Source organism: Haloarcula sp. NS06, assembly GCF_051122755.1.
Lineage (GTDB): Archaea > Halobacteriota > Halobacteria > Halobacteriales > Haloarculaceae > Haloarcula.
The window spans coordinates 1908488-1926780 of the sequence record NZ_CP184844.1 but is presented as its reverse complement, the minus strand read 5'-3'; the positions used below and the strand labels follow the sequence as shown (position 1 = coordinate 1926780).

Sequence of the window (18293 nt, the reverse complement as noted above, 5' to 3'; positions counted from 1 at the left end):
ATAAGTGTATTGAGACGCGGGCGACGCTGGTGTTACTCTGGCAACAGCGGGTCCGAATCCTCGTCGATAGTGTCGGCCGCCGGCAGGTCAGACTGGGCCGGTGGCCGTGCTGCACTTGCCCGCTCCAGCGATGAAAGCGCCAGTTCTTCCTCTCCTTCGAGCATTGTGAGGCGATCCATGACAGTGACAGTCTCCCCGCCGGCCGTATGCGGTGTCACGCACCTGAGTTCCGACCCGGCGTACTCGGCTAATAGTTGGACCGGAAACACAAGCGCTCGGTACTGCTCCCCCGACATCTCGGAGTCAACCGATCGGACCTGGAACGCGGGTTCGAGTGAACATTTGTTGCGTTTTGCCCATTCCTGAAAGACGCTGACTCGGTTGAGTGCGAAGAGTCCGAGTTCGGTCCGCGCCTCGGCTGGCGTGGACGGTATTTGCCGACCAACGACCTGAACAGTAAAGTCCGACAAAACATCAGTGTCTGACAGCCCCTGAAGTCGGTCGATAACCGCAGCCTGTTGCTGCGTGTGCCCGTCGGGCAGGAGTGAACGAACGTACAGTTCTGCCCGTGTGCCGTCTGGCTGCGTGCTCCCCTGCATCGTATAGAAATTAATGGACAGCAACTGGCAAAAGTATTCCTGTTGACAAATAATGGTTAGAACGATTATACACTGAACGACGGAAACTGAATCAAACGATTACACCACCGGTTGGACAGCTGTGGACCGTGTCAGTGTGATAGGGAATACTATGTGGGCACAGTTCGCATGAGAAGCCGGATATGTACGATTCGGTGCTCGTGGCCACAGACGGCAGTTCGGGAACGACTGAGACGCTCGCACACGCCACTTCGATCGCGCGCGACAACGACGCGACCCTCCATGGGCTGTACGTCGTGGACAGACGACTGTACGTCGCGGCCGACAAGGCCAATCAGGACGAGGTGCGTCAGTCGCTGGAGGAAGAGGGAGATGTCGCGCTTGACGACATCGTGGTTGGGGGCGAGGAGGCCGGCGTCGAGGTCGTCACGACCATGGCGGAAGGGATTCCCCACAAGACAATCACCGACTACGCAGAACAGGAAGACATTGACCTCATCGTGATGGGAACCCACGGCCGAACCGGCCGAGACCGGGTCGCCAATCTCGGGAGCGTCACCGAGCGCGTCGTCCAGAGCGCGCCCGTCCCCGTCCTCGTCGTCCACATCGAATAGCTCGGTGAGGTGCGGTTGCGGTGGAGACGTGCGCGACAGCGGCTATACAACCGGTAGCACCCCCTTCTGACCGGTATCTTTTCGATCCGCCGACACGATGGTGACAGTATGGACAGCCGAGAGTACGCTTTCGAAGGAGCAACACCTGACATCCACGGATACGCCCACGTCAGCCGCGAGGCGACGCTGGTGGGTAATGTCACCGTCGGCCCGAACGCGAACGTCTGGCCCGGTGTCGTGTTGCGCGGCGACGTGGCCCCCGTCGAGGTAGGCCGCGAATCGGCGATCGGTGACGGGGCCATTGTCCACGCCTCGACCGTCGGTGAAAAAGTGATGGTCGGCCACGGAGCTGTTCTCAACGACGCCCATGTGCGTGACGGGGCGCTCGTTGGATTCAATTCGACAGTCAGCGACGCCACTATCGGCGAGGGCTCTATTGTCGCGATGGGAACGGTCGTCCCACCGGGCTACGAGGTCCCCGCGGAGTCCTTTGTCCGCGGGAGTCCGGCCACAGTGACACCGTTGTCAGAGACCACTATCGATCCCAACGAAGTGTTCGAGGCGTTCAGTTCCGGCGATTACGCCAACCTCGCGGCCCGCCACGAGGACCTCTTCGAGTAACACCCGGCGGACAACGACAGGTCACTTATAGTGGAAGAACCCACACAGTACCGAGCATGGACGATATCGTCGACCTCGTGACCCGGTCGCTCGCTGACGAGACTGCCGCGGCGTTCACTGAGCGGGTCGACGAACAGGCGATGCAGCTCCGGAGAGCCATCGAGGCCGGGGAGTTCGACAACGAGGCGTTCTCCGTCGGTCTGGAAATCGAACTGTACGCCATCAACGCCGAGCCGGACCCGCCCGAACCGGACGATGCGGAAGACAGCGAGGAAGCCACCGAAGAGGGCCTGAGCGGATCGGGCGGGGCAGCCTGGAGCGGGTCGCTCGACGCGCCGGCGGAGCCAGAAGACGACGGCGCATCACTGGAGCCAAACGGCAACGGGGCATCGCTGGAGCCAGACGATGGCAATCCACTGGAGCCCGACGGCGATGAGTCTCCAGATCAAGACGCTGGTGAAGCTGTTGACGGGTCCGACGACGCGTTCGGTCCCGGAGAGGGGCCGTCACTCGACATCGACCCGGACAGCCCGCTGGCAGAGGACGAACCGGAGACGCCAGAGGAGGAAGAGGCCGAACCGGCCGTCGAGTCATCAGTCGAGGAAGAAAGTGACGAACCGTACATGGACCCCGAGGACTGGAAGGGGCGGCTGACCCCCTTACCCGACGTGGTGTTCGAGGGGGAGGCCAACAAGGAACTGGGCCTGCACAACGCCGAGGTCAACACCGAGCCGAACAGTTTCGACGAGACGGGAATGGAAGTCCAGACGACGGCGGTGGAGATGCAGACGAAACAGGCCCGCCAGCAAGCGAGCAAGCACAACTGCGAACTCGTCCTCGACGCGATGTGGACCATTCCCCCGGAGGAGGGAAGCGAGCAGTACCTCTCGGCGCACGAGACGAACGACGGTGTCGTCCTCGCGGACAACATGCGGCAGGCCCCCAGATACGTGGCACTAGACAACGAAGCGCTGGACCACGCCGGCGGCAGCATCGACTTCGACGTACCGGGGTACAGCGGGTCGTTCCCGACGATTCTGTTCGAGTCGCTGGCTACCTCGATCCAGCCACACCTCCAGATTCCGGATGCCGGAGCGTTCCCCGAGTACTACAACGCTGCGATACGGACGCTCGGGCCGCTGCTTGCGCTATCAGTCAATTCGCCGTTCCTACCCGCCGATATGTACGGTGACACCGACGGCGAGTGGCTCTGTGAGACTACCCATCACGAACTCCGTATTGCGGCCTTCGAGCAGTCGGTCAACACCAGTGAAAACCCGAAAGTCCGGGTCCCGCGAGACCTCAACGACACCACTGATGTCGTCGGTCGCGTCGTCGACGACGACCTGTTCGCGCCGTTCCTCCGGGAGTTTCTGCACGACGACGACCGGGCGGCATTCGAAGACGAGTTCTGGGAGTTCGACCACAAGCGCGGGACCTACTGGCGCTGGCTCCGCTGTGTCGTCGGCGGGACGCCCGTCGACGGGGCAAGCACTGAAAAGTCACTCCGAATCGAGTATCGCCCGCTCCCGACCCAGCCCCACGCCAAGGACATGATCGGGCTGCAGGCGCTGACGGTCGGCCTCATCCGCGGGCTGGTCGTCGCCGACCACCCAGCCGCAGAACTGCCCTGGCAGGAGGCCAGGCGGAGCTTCTACAGCGCCGCACAGGACGGCTCCGACGCGGACCTCTCGTGGGTGACGGCCGAGGGCGAGCGGACGGTCGATCACGACGCGATCTACGACGAGATTTTCCAGTACGCTCGTCTGGGGCTAGCCGAACAGGATGTGCCAGAGGCCCGCATCGACGAGTACCTCGGCCCCATTGAAGCCCGATACGACGCCGGCATGACCCCAAGCGGATGGAAGATCGCTCGCGTCCGTGAGTACCTCGACGACGGCGACGACCTCTCGGCAGCCATCCAGTCGATGCAACGGGACTATATCGAAGCAAGTCGCGAACACCACTCCTTCGAAGAGTGGCTGTAAGCGGCCAGCCCCCGGTAAAACGGAGTCCAAGAGTCTCCTGCCGGATGGCGGGTATTTATTCGGATGACGCCGTTATATTTGGGTGATGGTATCCACAGGCGACACAGCGCCGGACATCTCGGCGACAATCGCGAACGGTGAGGTAGAGGACTTCGAACTGAGCGACCACCTTGGTGATGGGCCGGTCGTGCTGGCCTTCTTCCCGGGCGCGTTCACACCGCCGTGCTCCAACGAGATGGTGGCCCTGCAGGAGCACCTCGGTGACTTCCACGACGCCGGCGCAACGGTCCTCGGCGTCAGCGCCGACTCGGCGTTCTCGCTGAACTCCTTCCGTGACGAGCACGGTCTGGAGTTCGACCTGCTCAGCGACATGGGCCGGTCGGCGATTCAGGACTACGACCTCGAAATTGACATCGAAGACCTCGGGCTGCTCGGCGTCTCGAACCGCGCCGTGTTCGTCGTCGACGACGACGGCGAGGTCGCCTACAGCTGGGTCGCCGACGACCCGACCAACGAGCCGGACTACGACGAGCTGCTGGACGCCGTCCAGTCGGCGTAAGCGGGTCACCCCCGAACCCGGTTTTTATAGGCACTCCCTCGCAGCTACGCGTCTCGTGTCCGGTGAGCGCCGGTGCCGGCCGACACCGCGGTCAGGTCGAACACGTCACCGTCGAGCGGGACGCCGGTGTAGGGGTCTGACGCTAACAAGAGCGCTCCGTCGAGGTCGACGTAGTCGACCAGCGGCGCGAGATGTACCGCTGCGGCGATACTGGCGTTGGACTCGACCATACATCCGAGCATCAGGTCGAGGCCGTGGGCGTCGGCGGCGTTGAGCAGCCGCATTGCGGGCCGAAGACCGCCGCATTTGACAAGCTTGGCGTTGACGATGTCACAGGCGTCAGCGACCCGCGGCACGTCGGACGCAGTCACGCAGGACTCGTCGGCGGCGACAGGAATCTCAGTCGCGTCGGTCACGCGGCGCAAGCCGTCAATATCGTCGGCCGCAACCGGCTGTTCGAGCATCGTCACGCCAGCGTCGGCAAGCCAGTCCGCATTGTCGATAGCTTCCTGTGCGGTCCATGCGGTGTTGGCGTCGACGCGTACCTCGGCGTCGGGAACGGCGTCCCGGACCGCGTCCAGTCGCGCCCGGTCGTCCTCAGTCCCGAGTTTGACTTTCAGGTGGCCAAAGCCGCTGTCGGCCGCCTTCCTTGCTTTCTCAGCCATCCGCTCGGGTGAGTCGATGCCGACCGTGTAGGTGGTCGGTGGGACCGTGTCCGGGTCAAGTCCCCACTGGCGGTACAGTGGCAGGTCCAGTTGCCGAGCGGCGAGGTCGTGGACGGCGATAGAGAGTGCCATCCGGGCGGCGGGCTGGTCCGGCGCTCGCTCGGCGAGTTCCCGTTCGATGCGTTGCTGGGCATGTGGGTCGCCGATGCGGTCGACAGTCTCACAGAGCGAGGGCAGCGTTTCAGCCACCGACCGAGCGCTCTCGTTGTAGTACGCGGACGGCGTGACGGCCCCGATGCCGGTGGTGCCCTCATAGGTGAGTTCAACCACAACGGTCTCGCTGGTCTCGCTGGTCTCCCGCGAGATGCCGAACGGGTTCGACAGCGGCAGGTCGTGACGGTCGACGCGCCAGTTCATAGGATGGCGTCCAGTACCTCGTCAGGGACGCCGTGGCGGACGGGATCAGTTGCCGGTGCGTCCAGAGCGTCGCTGTACTCTGCAACAGCATCTGCGGCCACACCGTCGTCGAGGTGGCGCGTGTTCAACATGCCCGCAACGACAGAGGCGTCCGAGATGGGCGCGGCCAGACGCTCGTAGATGTCGACGTACTCGGGGAGGGGCGGAATATCGAACGACTCGTAGCCGTGAATGGCCTCGCGGCCGGCCTCGTGGCACATGACGAGCGCATCCGGGACCGACCCGTGGAGGATGCTCGTCGTCACACCCGAATAGGCCGGATGGGCCAGCGCGCCCTGTCCTTCGACGACGAGGAGGTCCGCCGCCTGCACTTCTTCCACCAGCCGTTCGACCGCGCCGGCGGCGTAGTCAGCGATGACGCGGTCGATGACGATGCCCCAGCCGGTGATGGCGATACCGGTCTGACCCGTCGGAACGACGGCAGCGTTGAGGCCCCGCTCCCGCGCCGCATCGCGGATCTCGAACGACGAAGTCATCTTCCCCGTCGAGCAGTCGGTGCCGACAGTCGTGACGACTGTCGCGTCCACTTCACCGGCGGTCCCCGCTGCCACGGTCAGGTCTTCGGGCGGCTTGCGGAGGTCGTGCAGTTCGGCGTCGTGTTCCGCGGCGAGACGAGAAAACTCGTCGTCGTCAGCCAGAAAGTCGTGCAGTCCAGAATACACGTCACAACCGCGTTCGAGCGCTGTACGAACGTCGTCTCGCCAGGACTCGTTGAACTCGCCGCCGATTGGAGAGATACCAATTACGAGCGCGTCAACGTCGGGTGCGTCGGCCATCGATGCGACGACTGGCGCATCCTGTACGTCCGGCAGCGAGTCGTGGACGCGCTGGCCGGCCCGCTCGCGGTCGATAAGCGCGCGTACCGTTCGGTCACCGTACCGCAACAGCCCGACGGCCGTCTTGGCTCGGTCGGGGAAGGCGTCGTGTGTTAAGATGGCTACGGCCATGGCCGGACAGAATCACCGCCCCGCGAAAAAGCTACGGAACGCGTAGCCGGACTGACCACAGCGACCGAACGGCGTCGTCGAGCGCCGCGTCGGGCTCCCCAGTCGCGTCGACCGGCTTCGTCGCCGTCGCAAGGTCCTCAAACTCGTGGATGACCGACCCCTCGCCGACGACGTACAGCCGGTCGGGCGACACCTCCTCAATGGCGGCCCGACAGCGGTCGAGGTGGGAGTCGATTTGCTGGTCCCGGAGCCGTTCGAACCGGCCCTGCGAGAAGCCGCCCTTCGAGTGCTGGCTTTTCAGCTCCGAGTCGAACCCGTGGAACGCGGTCCGCTCGCGGCCGTCGTACTCGCCCATGGCGAACAGGTCCGAGCGAACCAGCGCGACGACGTGTTCGCCGGTCGGTTCGAACCAAGACCGCTCCAGTTGAACAGTGTCGGCCCACCCGGTGAACGGCGACGGCGGCGCAGGGACGGACAGACACGCCGACAGGATGCCGGCGTCGTCCGTCACAGCCAGACACGGCGCGGCGCTGGCGACCAGCGCCGCGCGGTCGCCGAAGGCGTCCCGAACCGGGCCGGGCAGGGAGCGCTCCGCGTCGACGTAGGCGGTAAAGATCCCCTCTGGCTCCGTCTCGACAGATTCCAGCCGGTCGAGTACTTCACTCAGGCGCGCCCGACTGAGCGTCTCCTCGGCCCGGAACGTCGATTCGCCCTCCTCGTCTTGCAGGCGTGCGACCCGGTCCTGGAGTTCGGCCACGCGGTCCTCCAGCCGATTGACCTCGGCCTCGGCCTGCTGGCGTTCGGTCGCTGCGTCGGCGCGGCGCTCCTTCTCGGCGTCGAGCTGTCGTTCGAGATGGTGGTTCTCCTCTTCGAGTTCGGCCACCCGCTCTTTCAGCGACGCTCGTCCCAGCAACCGGTCAAGCATCGACTGGATGGCAGACGGGGACGGGCTTAAAACTGACTTCCGACGACCCTCAGACGGCGGTGTCGGGCAGTGTCGGCGTCCCCTCTGAAATAGAGAGCAGTTGTGCGGCGTGGTCCGCTTTCGCCAGAAATACTTCTTCGAGGCTGGGTGGGTTCCGGACGTTGGCGTTTTCAAGCATCGTTTCGGGAACGACGAGTGTGTCCGCCGGGACCTGTTCGTCACCGTGGACGGCGAAGTGCTGGGAGCCGAGTTTCATTACGAGCGGATAGTCTGTGCGCTCGACCCCGTCCCCGGAGGCGTACAACTGTTCGTTCACTCGCTCGTGCTGCTCGCGACACATTGCGGCCGCCGCGTCGTCTCTCGGTTCGACGTAGAGGCGGCCGAGGTAGTATCCGCGCGAAAACTGTTCGAACATCGGTGCAACTGAATGTGTGTCATTGACATACATAAGTGTTCGCCGGCAACCTTTTCCCGTCGTGCAAACAGCGCGGATTCGGGGGGTCGGTAACCCGATACCGGCGTCTGTCCGACAGGGCTTTGCCACGGCCGGCCCCGAATCGACCTATGAGCGAGCAGCGAGGGCCGTTGCCACGTCGGTACGCGCGCTACTATCTGGAACAGACGCCGAGTCTCGTGTGGCTGCTGGTCGTCAACGCCGTCGCGATGCTCGTCGGTGTCCGGTTTTACGTCGAGACGATGCCCGGAGTGTCGACGTTCCTCTGGCCACTGTACGCCGATTCGCCGGCTGCGCTGTTCCTGATGACGCTATCGGTAGCGACCCTCCTGCCATTCCTCGGCAAGTCACTCGACGAGGTCCCGCTGACGGTGCCGCTCGCGTACCTCCACACGATTGCGCTGGTCTGGCTGGTCAAGATGGGTCTGTGGACCGTCGTGGCGTTAAACATCGGCTTCGACGCCTACTTCCCGGCTCCGTGGGCGTATTTCGGCATCATCATTACCCACCTCGGCTTCGTCGCCGAGGGGCTGTTAGTCCCGCACTACGCCCGAACAACGAAGGGCGCGCTCGTGACTGCACTGGTGCTGGCACTCGGCAACGACGTCCTCGACTACGGCTTCGGCTACTATCCGCCGTTACGATACGATCCAGGACTCGTGTTACCGATTGCCACCGTCGCGCTCTCAGTGCTATCGGTGGGAATCGCCTGGCGACTGCTTCCGATGCAGCTGCCGACTGAAAAGACAGCTTAAACACTCTTGGACTATTTGAGGTTATTTCGAGCGTCTATGAACGACGCGAACGAAGGCATTTCTTTTTGATGTGGGAGGACAGAGGCAGGAACAGGAATGAGCCCACGTCAGGCCACGCTCCTCACCGTGCTGGTCATCGTCGGGACTGTCGCTGTCGGCCTCCCGGCCGTGACAGCACAGGAGACCGCGACGGAGGCAGTGGCTACGCAGAACGACTCTGCCAGCGGCATGGGAACGCAACTCACCGCGTTCCTGCAGTCGAACTCCGCCGCCGCGAACGACACGGTCGAGAACGGGATGTGGCGGTCCGCATACAACCAATCGAACGGAACCGAACGGGCCGAACTGGTCACAGACCGGGCCGACTCGCTTGAGCGCCGACTCGACCGACTACAGGAGCGCAATACCACGCTCGAACAGCGATACGAGAACGGAAGCATCAGTGAGCAGGCCTACGTGGCACAACAGAGCAGACTTACCGCGGAGATCGCGGGCCTGCAGGCCGCGATTAATGACACTGACACAGCCGCCGAACAGACCGGTGTGAACGACACCGCACTGAAGCGGCTGAAACAGAACGCCAGCAATCTCTCCGGTCAGCGGGTCGCATCGATTGCTCGCGGCATCGCCGGACCGCCGGAGACCACCGACCCGGATGAGCAGGGGCCGCCGGACAACATCGGATCCAACCAGAGCGAACGGGGCCCACCAGCCAACACATCCGAGCAGGGTGCAAACCAGAGCCAACAGGGGCCGCCTGTTGATACCCCCGGACAGCAAGGGAACGAGAGCGACCAAGGCCCACCGGACGACGGGCCTGGCGACAGCGAAAACGAAACTGCAGAGTCCGACGACACAGCTCAGAGTGGGGGAAACGGCGCTGAACAGGGTAACGATAGGGGCAACAGCAGTGATGATGAGAACGCCAGCGGCGACGATAGCGCGGGAGGCAGCACTGGGCCTGATGGGGCTTCTGACAGTGGTGGGGAAGATGATTCAGCCGACACGTCGGATTCTGACGACAGTTCTGGCAGTGACGGTTCTAGCGGCTCTGACGATAGTTCTGGCAGTGACGGTTCTAGCGGCTCTGACGATAGTTCTGGCAGTGGCGATTCTAGCGGCTCCGACGACAGTTCTGGTAGTGACGATTCCGCCGGCAATGGCGGTGTCGATGATTCTGGCAGCGCTTCCGATGGTGGCAACGACAACGCCGATAACGGAGGAAATGATGGTGGCGGACAGAGTGGTAATGGCGGAAGCGGTCAGGGAAGCGGAAACAGCGGCTTACAGGGCACATCGTGGATAGACCGGCTATCGTAGGCGGGTGACACCAGCAAACCGCCTGACGAGAGTCATGCTTTTGAACCGTGACCCGCTACCTACGTATCGATGGACTCCGCCGAGTTACTCAATCTCCTTGGAAACGCCAACCGCCGGCGGATTCTCAAACTACTCGCACACAAACCCTGCTACGTCACCGAAATCAGCGAATACATCGGGGTTAGCCCGAAAGCGGTCATCGACCACCTCCAGAAGCTCGAAGACGCCGGGCTCATCGACTCCCGGACAGACGACCAACGCCGGAAGTACTTCTCTATCGCTCGGAACCTCCGTTTGGAGGTTCGTGTCTCTCCGTATGAGTTCGGTACCAAGAGCGCCTATCCGGCAAATCCCGAGTTCGAGATGCCCTCTTGCCGCCACCTCTCGATAGATGTCGGCGAAGAAGCTGGCGGGAATTTTCACGACCTGGCACGCGAACTAGAGCATCTCCAGCAGCTAGAGAACGAACTGTCGCTGGCCCAGCGGTGGGTGCAGGCCCGCATGACCGACGTGCGGGACCGCATCGACTCCGGCTTCGAGAACGGCGACGGACGACTATACGCAGAGCTGGTCAGCGGACTCGCAAACGGTATCGATACCGTCCCGGCGCTGGCCAGAGAGATCGAGGCCCCGCCGGAAATCGTCGAGGAAGCACTCACTCGGCTTGCGGAGGACGATGTGGTCAAACGGACCGACGACGGCTGGGAAATCGTTTAGACGGGACGGGAGAGCTTCAGGAAGCGGACCGTCTCAGTCCGCATTCGACCCGTACGAACTCGGGACCTCGACCGACAACTGTTCTGAGAGCAGGTACGTCACTGACCCGACAGCGGCCAGTCCGATCGGAAGCGCGATGTACGCCGGGACGCCGTAGCCGGCCATCAGGAACAGCCCGGTTGCGACAATACCGGCCAGCACTGCATAGGGAATCTGGGTGTTCACGTGGTCAACGTGGTCGCTTGCGGCAAACATACTCGACATCACCGTGGTGTCCGAGATCGGCGAGCAGTGGTCACCGAACAGCGCGCCAGTCAGAATCGCTGCGATAGCCGGTGCCAGCGGCGCGCCGAGCGCGTGTCCGAGCGGGATTGCGACCGGGAACAGGATACCCATCGTCCCCCAAGACGTACCGATGCTGAAGCTGATAATGACCGCACTGACAAAAATGACGGCGGGCAGCATCCCAGCCGTGATAATCCCCTCGCTGATGGCGATGACGTATGGGCCGACACCGAGTGCCTGGCTCACGGCACCGATAGACCACGCGAGCGAGAGCACCGCGACGGGGAACATCACCATCTTGAACCCCTCGAAGATAGCGTCGCTCACTTCGTCAACCGCGATCCGTGCGTGCCCGACGAGAATGGTCAGAATGACCAGACAGGCTGAGAACGAGGCCCAGACGATGGCATCCGCAGTGGCCGCGTTCGACAGCGCATCGGTGAGACCCCGTCCAGCGAACCCACCGCCGGAGTAATACAGTGAAAACCCGGTCACCCCAACGAGTGCGGCGATTGGGGCGGCGAAGTACCACCACCGCGGCTCGACGTGGTCGGGCGTCACGATATCGTCTTCCTGCGTTTCCATGAGCGGGTCAGCGTTGTCGCCGAGGACTTTGCCCTCTTCTCTGGCTCTACGTTCGGCCTCCGCCATCGGGCCGAAGTCAAGGTCGGCGATGACGACAATGAAGACCATTGCAAGCGCGAGCAGGCTGTAGAACCGATAGGGAATCGATTCGAGGAACAGCAGGAACGCGCTTCGGTCCACCCCGATTGTGGTCAGTTGCTCGGCGATGAGTCCGACCTCGAATCCGAGCCACGTCGAGACGACTGATATCGACGCGGTCGGGGCAGTGGTGGAGTCAAGAATGTACGCCAGCTTCTCGCGACTGATGCCGAACTTATCGGTGATCGGCCGCATGACCGACCCGGTAATCATCGTCGAGGCGTACGAGTCGACGAAGATCGTCATCCCCAGTAGCGACGTGCCAAGCGCCGCCTGCCGGCGGGTCCGAATGCGCTTGACCATCTGTGACGCAAGCGCATTCATCCCGCCGGAGAGGAAGATCATCCCCAGCATTGCTCCGATGAGGAAGGTGAACAGGAGCAATTTGACGTTAAACGGCTCGGTCACGTTATCCACGACAAACTGTAGGCTCCGAGCGGCTCCGGCGGCTGGGTTCCAGCCGACGAGCACCGTCGCACCGATCCAGATACCTGCAAACAGCGAGAGCAGTACTTGGCGAGTGAACAACGTCAGTACAATGGCGAGCATCGCCGGAAACAGGCTGATAAGCCCGTACGTTTCTGGTGCCATGCGTTCTGTTCCGGGATTTACATACGAGAGTTATAAGCGTTATCAACTCAAGACACTGTGATTGAAAATCGAGAAAGTGCACCATATGGTCAGTTACATCTCAATATTCTGGATATATGGATTTATCTTACCACTATATGACAAGACCAGTACAGTCAATATTACGTGCCAAGAAGTCCGTTCACGCCGAGACTGCTATTGGGGACTCTTTCGCAGGCAGGCTATCGGCAGGACATCGAGATCGTTTGGCCGACCGATGTGCGGCATATCAGACGACAGGATCATCAAGTACAGTAAGCCCAGAAGGGGCGGTCGCGCCACTGGCCAGAATGTACCGTCGAGCAAACTACAGGTCTTCCGTCAGTCCGCTGCGAAGGTCACGCCCGAAGTAGTGCCCGCCGACTGCGAGTACCAAACCGACAGCGCCGGCGATGGCGAACAGTCTGGTCCCGTTCAATCCCGCGGCGAGCTGTGGGAGGAGAGACAGAACGGCCGTCGCACCGCCGCTGAAACCGCCCGCCAGCCCCAGTTCGACGTATCGGCGCTCGCTGGCGAGCAGTCCGTAGACGAATCCACCAAGCAAGATGCCGACCAGTTCGGTGAACGGGACGAGCGGTATCAGCCCGCCGAGCACCATTCCGCCGCCGACCGCGCCGAAGGCAAATAGCAGCGCCCGCAGTGAGAAGTAGCTGCCGCTGTCTTTCGTGGACGTTTCGGTGACAGACGATGTCGTATCTCGCGATTCCCCGACAGCAACATCCGTCTCGACCGACTCGGTCGTGCCAACATCGACGCCGAGGTCACTGCCCGATTTCGCGTCCGTGTCGCGGGTCCGTTCCTCGGTTCGTTCGGCCATACAGAGTGTGGGACCGCGAGTAGTATGGTCCTTGTGGGGTCTGCCGGCACTCAGGGATACGGTGGTGTGTCGCTCAGATACCGAGCCACTCGTCGTTGCGAACCGAGTAGCCGTTCGACCGGCAGAACTCCGCCGCTTCCCGGCGAACGTCGCGAGACCCAGGAAGCTTCTCGTTCTTGTGAATGTGCTCAATAATCCAGTCGGCGATGGCCCGAATGCCCTCATCGTCGTCATCCGCGTCGATAGTCCGTAGCTCCCGGAACGTCCGCTCGTAACCGTCGCGCTGTGAGGCCCCGAACGACGCGCTCTGGTGTTCGTCGGCGGCCTCGACGACGCGTTTCATCGCCCCGGCTACCGTCGGCCGCTGGACCCGCGTCCGGACCTCGGCTGGCGATTCAAAGGACTCGACCTCCGCATCGGGTAAGAGGTCCGCAACGGTGTACGTCCCTTCGGTGGCCTCGATTTCCCTATCGCCGACCGTAGCGACCACTTCAGCCGCTGTCACCGGGAATTCGAGCGTTTCGAGTTCTGTCTCGAAGTACGCGAGTTCCGTCGGGTCGACCGGCGGTTCGGGTTCGTCCGCGCGCTCAAGTTCCTCGGCGATAGCGCGCTCCCGCTGGCGGCGTTCCTCGTTCCGGGCCTGGGCTTCGCGGCCGTTCTTGTTGTCTGCCATACCTGTTAGAAGAATGTCGAGTGGGATAACACTGTGGTCTGGTAACGCTTGAAATCCAACGTAACGAGTGTCGATATTCCGAAATTGAACCGAAGCATAGACTGAAACCGCCGACCGGTCAGCACAGTCCAATGTGTGACTGAGAGCGCTCGTCGAAACGAGTGGGTTCAAGTCCCACCGGCGGAAAGTGCCGCGCATGAACGCAGGCGACCGGGTCCGCGTCGAGCGCGCGGCCCAGACCTACGAGGGCGTGTTGCTCCCATCGAGTACGCCCGAGCACCTCGTCGTCAAGCTCGACGGCGGATACAACGTTGGTATCGACCGTGAGGACGCATCCATCGACGTGCTTGAATCGGACGTGTACGACGTCGAGAGCGCACAGGACGAACAGAGCCAGTCGGCAATCGAGTTCGACGACGACCTCCCGACGGTCTCGCTGATTTCCACTGGCGGAACCATCGCCTCGACGGTCGACTACCGGACCGGGGCAGTGACGGCACAGTTCGACGCCGAGGACGTGCTGCGGGCAGTCCCGGACCTGGCCGGGATGGCGAACTACCGCGGCCGCGTCGTTGCCAACATCCTCTCGGAGAACATGACCCCGGCCGTCTGGCAGGACCTCGCGCAAGCGGTCCACGAGGAGATCGAGGCCGGCGCGGATGGCATCGTCGTCATGCACGGCACTGACACGATGCAGTACTCCGCGTCGGCGCTGTCGTTCATGCTCGATACGCCAGTACCCATTGTGTTTACCGGCAGCCAGCGCTCGGCGGACCGCCCGTCCTCGGACAACGTGATGAACGCTGTTTCAGCGGTCGAGGCTGCGACGAGCGACTGTGCGGAGGTTTTGGTCTGTATGCACGCCGACGAGTCCGACGACCGCTGTGCGCTCCACCGCGGCACTCGCGTCCGGAAGAACCACACCTCGCGCCGGGATGCCTTCGAGACCGTCGGCGCGAAGCCACTCGGCGAGGTCGACTACGACATCGACGGCGAGAGCACGGTCACGTTCCGCCGCGAGTACACCGAACGGGACGCCGTCGACCTGGCGCTACACGACCATATCGAGACCGACGTGGAACTCCTGAAGTTCTCGCCGGGGATGGACCCGTCGCTGCTCGAAGCGGCCGCCGAGAACAGCGAAGGCATCGTTATCGAAGGGACCGGGCTCGGCCACGTCAACACCGACTGGATCGGGACCGTCGAGGAACTGGACATCCCGCTTGTCATGACCAGCCAGTGCCTCGAAGGGCGTGTCTGTGACCGCGTCTACGACACTGGCCGGGACCTGCTCGACGCCGGCGTCATCGAGGGCGAGGATATGCTCCCCGGCACAGCGAAGGTCAAGCTCATGTGGGCGATGGCAAACAGCGACGACGTGGCCGATACGATGCAGGACCCCCTCGCCGGCGAGATTCAGCAGCGCTCGACACCTTGGTTGTAGCACTGGACCCAGCGCGGTAACTCGGTCACGGTGCGGGCGACTCCGCCACCGGAGCGCCTCTTTTTTATTGTCGCGGGCGAGTCTCCCGGTATGTCGCCGACTGTTCGGACGGCTCGTCACGACGACTACGACGATATTGTGGACTTGACAAGCGATGTCTGGGCCGACCGCGCGATGGCTGATTACATCCCCGACGTGTTCCGCGAGTGGGTCGACGACGACGGCGCGGACCGGAAAACCCTCGTCGTCGACGTTGACGGCCACGCGGTCGGCCTCGCGCAGGCCGTTATACTCACCGAGACCGAGGCATGGTTCCAGGGCATGCGTGTTGACTCGGACTACCGGGGGAAGGGGTTCGGGTCACTGCTGACGGACCACCTCATTGAGTGGGCGGCCGATGCCGGCGCGTCGGTCGGTCGAAGCATGGTGTTTTCCTGGAATGAGGCTGGACTTGGCCAGTCGCTGGCGACTGGCTTCGAAGCGGTCACGTCGTTCCGCTGGGCGCACCCCGATCCGGCGGACGAGACGCCTGAAATGACTGTCGGAAACGACCCCGCGACAGCATGGCGCTATTGGAAGGAGAGCGACGGCCGAAGCGCCCTGTCCGGGCTCGCGCTCGACAGCGGGGAGAGCTGGGCGCTCTCGACGCTGACTCGGGAAACACTCGACCGGCTGGCGGCCGACCAGACTGTCCTTACTGTCGGCGGTGACGGGCCACAGGGGATGGCCTGTCGGGTCCGAACGACAGACGCTGACGGCGAACAGCTCGCGGAGTACGCGGTCGGGGTGTGGCATGATGTCGACGCCGCACAGGCGTTATTCACTGCGATAGCTGCCGATGCAGCTACTCTCGGCGTCGACGGAACGCGGGTCCTCATCCCTGAGACACCGCGCCACGTCGCCCAGACCGCGTACGCTGGCGGGAACATCGATGAGCGCCCGGACTTCGTGTTCGAGATAGACGGCCTCAGATAGTTATCATAACCGATAACGCGGTCACAACACTCATAGAAATACTTGCCGTACCATCGGTAGATGAATTTGTTTGGGAGCCCTCCAGCGTTTCTTGCGTATGTGGCGGCGTACGCCCTCGCGGCGGTCGGGTGTGGTATCGGGCTCTACAGAGCGACTCGCATGGAGGACCCCGATACCCGCCGGGGAATGGTCGGGCTCCTCCTCTGTAGCGGTGGCTGGGCGGCGCTGGAACTCGGCTTCCTGATCACGCCCGGGACGCTGGGGTACGCATTCTACCTCGGCAGCCTCATCGTCGGGCTTGCGACGGTCGGTGCGTGGCTGTACTTCTGCTCGGCGTACACGGGTCGGGCCTTCCACCGGAACCAATCGTACCGTGCGGTCGCTGTGGGCGCGTATCTCGGTATCGTCATAATAAAGCTGACCAATCCGCTTCACGGGCTCTACTTCGCCACGCAGTTCGTCGCCAACCCGTTCCCGCATCTGTCGATCACACACGGGGTATTCCACTGGGTAGTGACGGGGCTCTCCTACGCGCTCGTCACCGTCGGCTTCTTCATGCTGTTCGAGTTGTTCCTCGAAGCCGACTACGATACACGTCCGCTCGGCGTTCTCGTCGGTATTACCGCACTTCCGGCGACGCTCGATATCGTCGGGTACGTCAGCGACCTCTTGCTCGACATCAATCACGAACCGCTCGGCGTTGCACTGTTCGCGTTGGGTGTCCTCTACGTGTACGATGAGGCGTTCCTCGCCGTACAGTTGACCGACGGCGTCGATGATGCTGTCGTGTATCTCGACGAGGACGGCCATATCAAGGAATCTAACGGCAAGGCACAGCGGCTCTTCCCGACACTATCTGGGAGCCGCGGGCAGCACCTCAAGACGGTATTGCCGGCGGTCATGGAGATCCTGAAAACGGACGAGCAGATTCTCGAACGAAGCCGGGGTGGCGGGACCGAGTATTACCTCGTCAGTGACACCTCATTTTCGCTAGGACAGGTCGATATCGGTCGGATGCTCGTGTTCACCGATGTGACCGAAACCGAGCGGCGTCGCCGCGAACTTGACCGACAGAACGAGCAATTAGAGGGATTCGCCACTGCAATCAGACACGAACTGCTGAACACGCTCCAGATAATCACCGGTCGCGTCTCCGCCGCTGGCGACGCCCTGAACCGCGGAGACGTAGACCTAGCGAAAGAATCCCTCCAATCAACGTCTGAAACGGCCGATCGGATGTCAGAAATCGTCGATGGGCTCGCGACGCTAGCTCGACATGGGCAGACAATTGACGAAACAATGCCTGTCGACCTCGAGCCAGTTGTCGAAGGAGCCTGGGAACGTGCCGACACCGACAGTCTCACCATGGCGGCTGACGTGGAGGGACAGGTCGTCGCCGATCCGACACGATTGCGGGACCTCTTCGAGAGCGGGTTCACGTTCGCGGCCCATAACGACGCGTCAACAGTTACCGTTTCCCGGGAGGCCGATGAGATTGTCATTACCGACGATGGGACCCCGGCGGGCGAGACAGACTCGGAGGCCTTTTTCGAGTACGGCGGCGCGATACCGGACGCTGCAGCCGGGATGACGCTCCCGAACTTGCGGATGCTTGCACGGACCCACGGCTGGGACGTAACACTCGATACTGAATATCAGGACGGCGTTCGCGTCGTCATCTCGAACGTAACAGTGGCGAGTCCGGTGAAAAACTGACCCGGCCAACGATCCGTCTCAACCGCCGCTGACCGGTGGGAACAGCGCCAGTTCCGTCTCCTCATTGACTGTCGTCGCCAGCCCATCGCCGGCGGCGAACGGGTCTTCGCCGTCGACGAGCACCCGGATGTGGTCGGCCAACTCTTCGTTCTCGTCGAGTACCTCCTCAGCGAGCGTCGGTCGCGTCGTAAGCAGCGCGTCGAGCGCTGTTTCGACCGTCGCGTCCCCTTCGATATCGACGCTGACCGACTGGCCGTCGGCCGCATCCCGGAGGTGTGCGAACAGTTTCCACTCCATAGCCGTACTCCGAGCGTCCGGCAAAAGAGAGTTCCGGACCACAGTGTGTCCGGCCCGTTCGGGCAGGCTGGAGAATAACAGTCTGCGACGGC

19 protein-coding genes are annotated in these 18293 nt (G+C 62.7%); 10 read left to right on the top strand and 9 right to left on the bottom strand.

Features of this window, described 5'->3' with window-relative positions; genetic code table 11:
* Window positions 1-32 precede the first annotated feature (32 nt).
* Window positions 33-599 carry an HTH domain-containing protein gene (locus ACODNH_RS13780; protein ID WP_434530440.1) on the bottom strand — a complete coding sequence of 189 codons (567 nt, stop codon included), beginning with the start codon at window positions 597-599 and terminating at the stop codon, window positions 33-35.
* Between the two features lie 182 nt (window positions 600-781).
* On the opposite strand from ACODNH_RS13780, the gene ACODNH_RS13775 reads away from it, so the two are divergent.
* The 4 genes from ACODNH_RS13775 (at window position 782) to ACODNH_RS13760 (ending at window position 4381) form a co-directional block, all read left to right on the top strand.
* Entirely contained in the window at window positions 782-1213 is a 432-nt protein-coding gene (locus ACODNH_RS13775; protein WP_306705059.1) for a universal stress protein, read from the top strand.
* A gap of 108 nt (window positions 1214-1321) precedes the next feature.
* Window positions 1322-1834: a gamma carbonic anhydrase family protein gene (locus tag ACODNH_RS13770; protein ID WP_434530439.1), complete on the top strand. Its 513-nt coding sequence runs from the start codon at window positions 1322-1324 to the stop codon at window positions 1832-1834.
* Between the two features lie 56 nt (window positions 1835-1890).
* Window positions 1891-3822 (top strand): hypothetical protein, encoded by a 1932-nt coding sequence (locus ACODNH_RS13765; protein WP_434530438.1) that lies wholly within the window; start codon window positions 1891-1893, stop codon window positions 3820-3822.
* An 85-nt stretch (window positions 3823-3907) separates the two neighbouring features.
* The gene (locus tag ACODNH_RS13760) at window positions 3908-4381 is read left to right on the top strand and encodes a peroxiredoxin (protein ID WP_434530437.1); all 474 of its coding nucleotides are present in this window, start codon (window positions 3908-3910) and stop codon (window positions 4379-4381) included.
* Between the two features lie 44 nt (window positions 4382-4425).
* Here ACODNH_RS13760 and ACODNH_RS13755 read toward each other — a convergent pair whose 3' ends face one another.
* From ACODNH_RS13755 to ACODNH_RS13740, 4 genes are read right to left on the bottom strand one after another with little or no spacing between them, the layout of a single operon-like run.
* Window positions 4426-5463 carry a dipeptide epimerase gene (locus ACODNH_RS13755; RefSeq protein WP_434530436.1) on the bottom strand — a complete coding sequence of 346 codons (1038 nt, stop codon included), beginning with the start codon at window positions 5461-5463 and terminating at the stop codon, window positions 4426-4428.
* Entirely contained in the window at window positions 5460-6470 is a 1011-nt protein-coding gene (locus ACODNH_RS13750; protein WP_434530435.1) for a DUF1611 domain-containing protein, read from the bottom strand. Before ACODNH_RS13750 ends, ACODNH_RS13755 begins: the two co-directional genes overlap by 4 nt.
* Window positions 6471-6501: 31 nt before the next feature.
* On the bottom strand, window positions 6502-7395 hold the full coding sequence (locus tag ACODNH_RS13745) for a Vms1/Ankzf1 family peptidyl-tRNA hydrolase (RefSeq protein ID WP_306705047.1): 894 nt from the start codon (window positions 7393-7395) through the stop codon (window positions 6502-6504).
* 49 nt (window positions 7396-7444) lie between these two features.
* Window positions 7445-7810 carry a DUF5802 family protein gene (locus ACODNH_RS13740; protein ID WP_306705045.1) on the bottom strand — a complete coding sequence of 122 codons (366 nt, stop codon included), beginning with the start codon at window positions 7808-7810 and terminating at the stop codon, window positions 7445-7447.
* A gap of 149 nt (window positions 7811-7959) precedes the next feature.
* Between ACODNH_RS13740 and ACODNH_RS13735 the strand changes: the two genes are divergently transcribed.
* The 3 genes from ACODNH_RS13735 (at window position 7960) to ACODNH_RS13725 (ending at window position 10641) form a co-directional block, all read left to right on the top strand.
* The gene (locus ACODNH_RS13735; RefSeq protein WP_434530434.1) at window positions 7960-8604 is read left to right on the top strand and encodes a DUF1405 domain-containing protein; all 645 of its coding nucleotides are present in this window, start codon (window positions 7960-7962) and stop codon (window positions 8602-8604) included.
* 96 nt (window positions 8605-8700) lie between these two features.
* Window positions 8701-9924, top strand: coding sequence for a hypothetical protein (locus tag ACODNH_RS13730; protein ID WP_434530433.1), 1224 nt, complete (start codon window positions 8701-8703; stop codon window positions 9922-9924).
* A gap of 69 nt (window positions 9925-9993) precedes the next feature.
* Entirely contained in the window at window positions 9994-10641 is a 648-nt protein-coding gene (locus tag ACODNH_RS13725; RefSeq protein WP_434530432.1) for an ArsR/SmtB family transcription factor, read from the top strand.
* Between the two features lie 33 nt (window positions 10642-10674).
* Here ACODNH_RS13725 and ACODNH_RS13720 read toward each other — a convergent pair whose 3' ends face one another.
* The 3 genes from ACODNH_RS13720 to ACODNH_RS13710 form a co-directional block, all read right to left on the bottom strand.
* Window positions 10675-12240 carry a Na+/H+ antiporter NhaC family protein gene (locus tag ACODNH_RS13720; RefSeq protein ID WP_434530431.1) on the bottom strand — a complete coding sequence of 522 codons (1566 nt, stop codon included), beginning with the start codon at window positions 12238-12240 and terminating at the stop codon, window positions 10675-10677.
* Window positions 12241-12586: 346 nt separating this feature from the next.
* Complete coding sequence (locus ACODNH_RS13715; protein ID WP_306705035.1) at window positions 12587-13096, bottom strand: hypothetical protein; 510 nt, start codon at window positions 13094-13096, stop codon at window positions 12587-12589.
* A 73-nt stretch (window positions 13097-13169) separates the two neighbouring features.
* A complete protein-coding gene (locus tag ACODNH_RS13710; RefSeq protein ID WP_306705033.1) occupies window positions 13170-13769 on the bottom strand; it encodes a DUF5789 family protein in 600 nt (199 codons plus the stop codon).
* A gap of 196 nt (window positions 13770-13965) precedes the next feature.
* On the opposite strand from ACODNH_RS13710, the gene gatD reads away from it, so the two are divergent.
* From gatD to ACODNH_RS13695, 3 genes are all read left to right on the top strand, one after another.
* On the top strand, window positions 13966-15213 hold the full coding sequence (gatD, locus tag ACODNH_RS13705) for a Glu-tRNA(Gln) amidotransferase subunit GatD (RefSeq protein ID WP_306705031.1): 1248 nt from the start codon (window positions 13966-13968) through the stop codon (window positions 15211-15213).
* 90 nt (window positions 15214-15303) lie between these two features.
* Window positions 15304-16188, top strand: coding sequence for a GNAT family N-acetyltransferase (locus ACODNH_RS13700; protein ID WP_306705029.1), 885 nt, complete (start codon window positions 15304-15306; stop codon window positions 16186-16188).
* Window positions 16189-16248: 60 nt separating this feature from the next.
* Window positions 16249-17904 (top strand): histidine kinase N-terminal 7TM domain-containing protein, encoded by a 1656-nt coding sequence (locus ACODNH_RS13695; RefSeq protein ID WP_306705026.1) that lies wholly within the window; start codon window positions 16249-16251, stop codon window positions 17902-17904.
* 18 nt (window positions 17905-17922) lie between these two features.
* Here ACODNH_RS13695 and ACODNH_RS13690 read toward each other — a convergent pair whose 3' ends face one another.
* Window positions 17923-18201 carry a ubiquitin-like small modifier protein 1 gene (locus ACODNH_RS13690; RefSeq protein WP_306705024.1) on the bottom strand — a complete coding sequence of 93 codons (279 nt, stop codon included), beginning with the start codon at window positions 18199-18201 and terminating at the stop codon, window positions 17923-17925.
* Window positions 18202-18293 lie beyond the last annotated feature (92 nt).

Coding starts and splice junctions, on each gene's coding strand:
- ACODNH_RS13780 (WP_434530440.1), bottom strand. CDS start 599: ATGCAGGGGAGCACGCAGCCAGACGGCACACGGGCAGAACTGTACGTT.
- ACODNH_RS13775 (WP_306705059.1), top strand. CDS start 782: ATGTACGATTCGGTGCTCGTGGCCACAGACGGCAGTTCGGGAACGACT.
- ACODNH_RS13770 (WP_434530439.1), top strand. CDS start 1,322: ATGGACAGCCGAGAGTACGCTTTCGAAGGAGCAACACCTGACATCCAC.
- ACODNH_RS13765 (WP_434530438.1), top strand. CDS start 1,891: ATGGACGATATCGTCGACCTCGTGACCCGGTCGCTCGCTGACGAGACT.
- ACODNH_RS13760 (WP_434530437.1), top strand. CDS start 3,908: ATGGTATCCACAGGCGACACAGCGCCGGACATCTCGGCGACAATCGCG.
- ACODNH_RS13755 (WP_434530436.1), bottom strand. CDS start 5,463: ATGAACTGGCGCGTCGACCGTCACGACCTGCCGCTGTCGAACCCGTTC.
- ACODNH_RS13750 (WP_434530435.1), bottom strand. CDS start 6,470: ATGGCCGTAGCCATCTTAACACACGACGCCTTCCCCGACCGAGCCAAG.
- ACODNH_RS13745 (WP_306705047.1), bottom strand. CDS start 7,395: ATGCTTGACCGGTTGCTGGGACGAGCGTCGCTGAAAGAGCGGGTGGCC.
- ACODNH_RS13740 (WP_306705045.1), bottom strand. CDS start 7,810: ATGTTCGAACAGTTTTCGCGCGGATACTACCTCGGCCGCCTCTACGTC.
- ACODNH_RS13735 (WP_434530434.1), top strand. CDS start 7,960: ATGAGCGAGCAGCGAGGGCCGTTGCCACGTCGGTACGCGCGCTACTAT.
- ACODNH_RS13730 (WP_434530433.1), top strand. CDS start 8,701: ATGAGCCCACGTCAGGCCACGCTCCTCACCGTGCTGGTCATCGTCGGG.
- ACODNH_RS13725 (WP_434530432.1), top strand. CDS start 9,994: ATGGACTCCGCCGAGTTACTCAATCTCCTTGGAAACGCCAACCGCCGG.
- ACODNH_RS13720 (WP_434530431.1), bottom strand. CDS start 12,240: ATGGCACCAGAAACGTACGGGCTTATCAGCCTGTTTCCGGCGATGCTC.
- ACODNH_RS13715 (WP_306705035.1), bottom strand. CDS start 13,096: ATGGCCGAACGAACCGAGGAACGGACCCGCGACACGGACGCGAAATCG.
- ACODNH_RS13710 (WP_306705033.1), bottom strand. CDS start 13,769: ATGGCAGACAACAAGAACGGCCGCGAAGCCCAGGCCCGGAACGAGGAA.
- gatD (WP_306705031.1), top strand. CDS start 13,966: ATGAACGCAGGCGACCGGGTCCGCGTCGAGCGCGCGGCCCAGACCTAC.
- ACODNH_RS13700 (WP_306705029.1), top strand. CDS start 15,304: ATGTCGCCGACTGTTCGGACGGCTCGTCACGACGACTACGACGATATT.
- ACODNH_RS13695 (WP_306705026.1), top strand. CDS start 16,249: ATGAATTTGTTTGGGAGCCCTCCAGCGTTTCTTGCGTATGTGGCGGCG.
- ACODNH_RS13690 (WP_306705024.1), bottom strand. CDS start 18,201: ATGGAGTGGAAACTGTTCGCACACCTCCGGGATGCGGCCGACGGCCAG.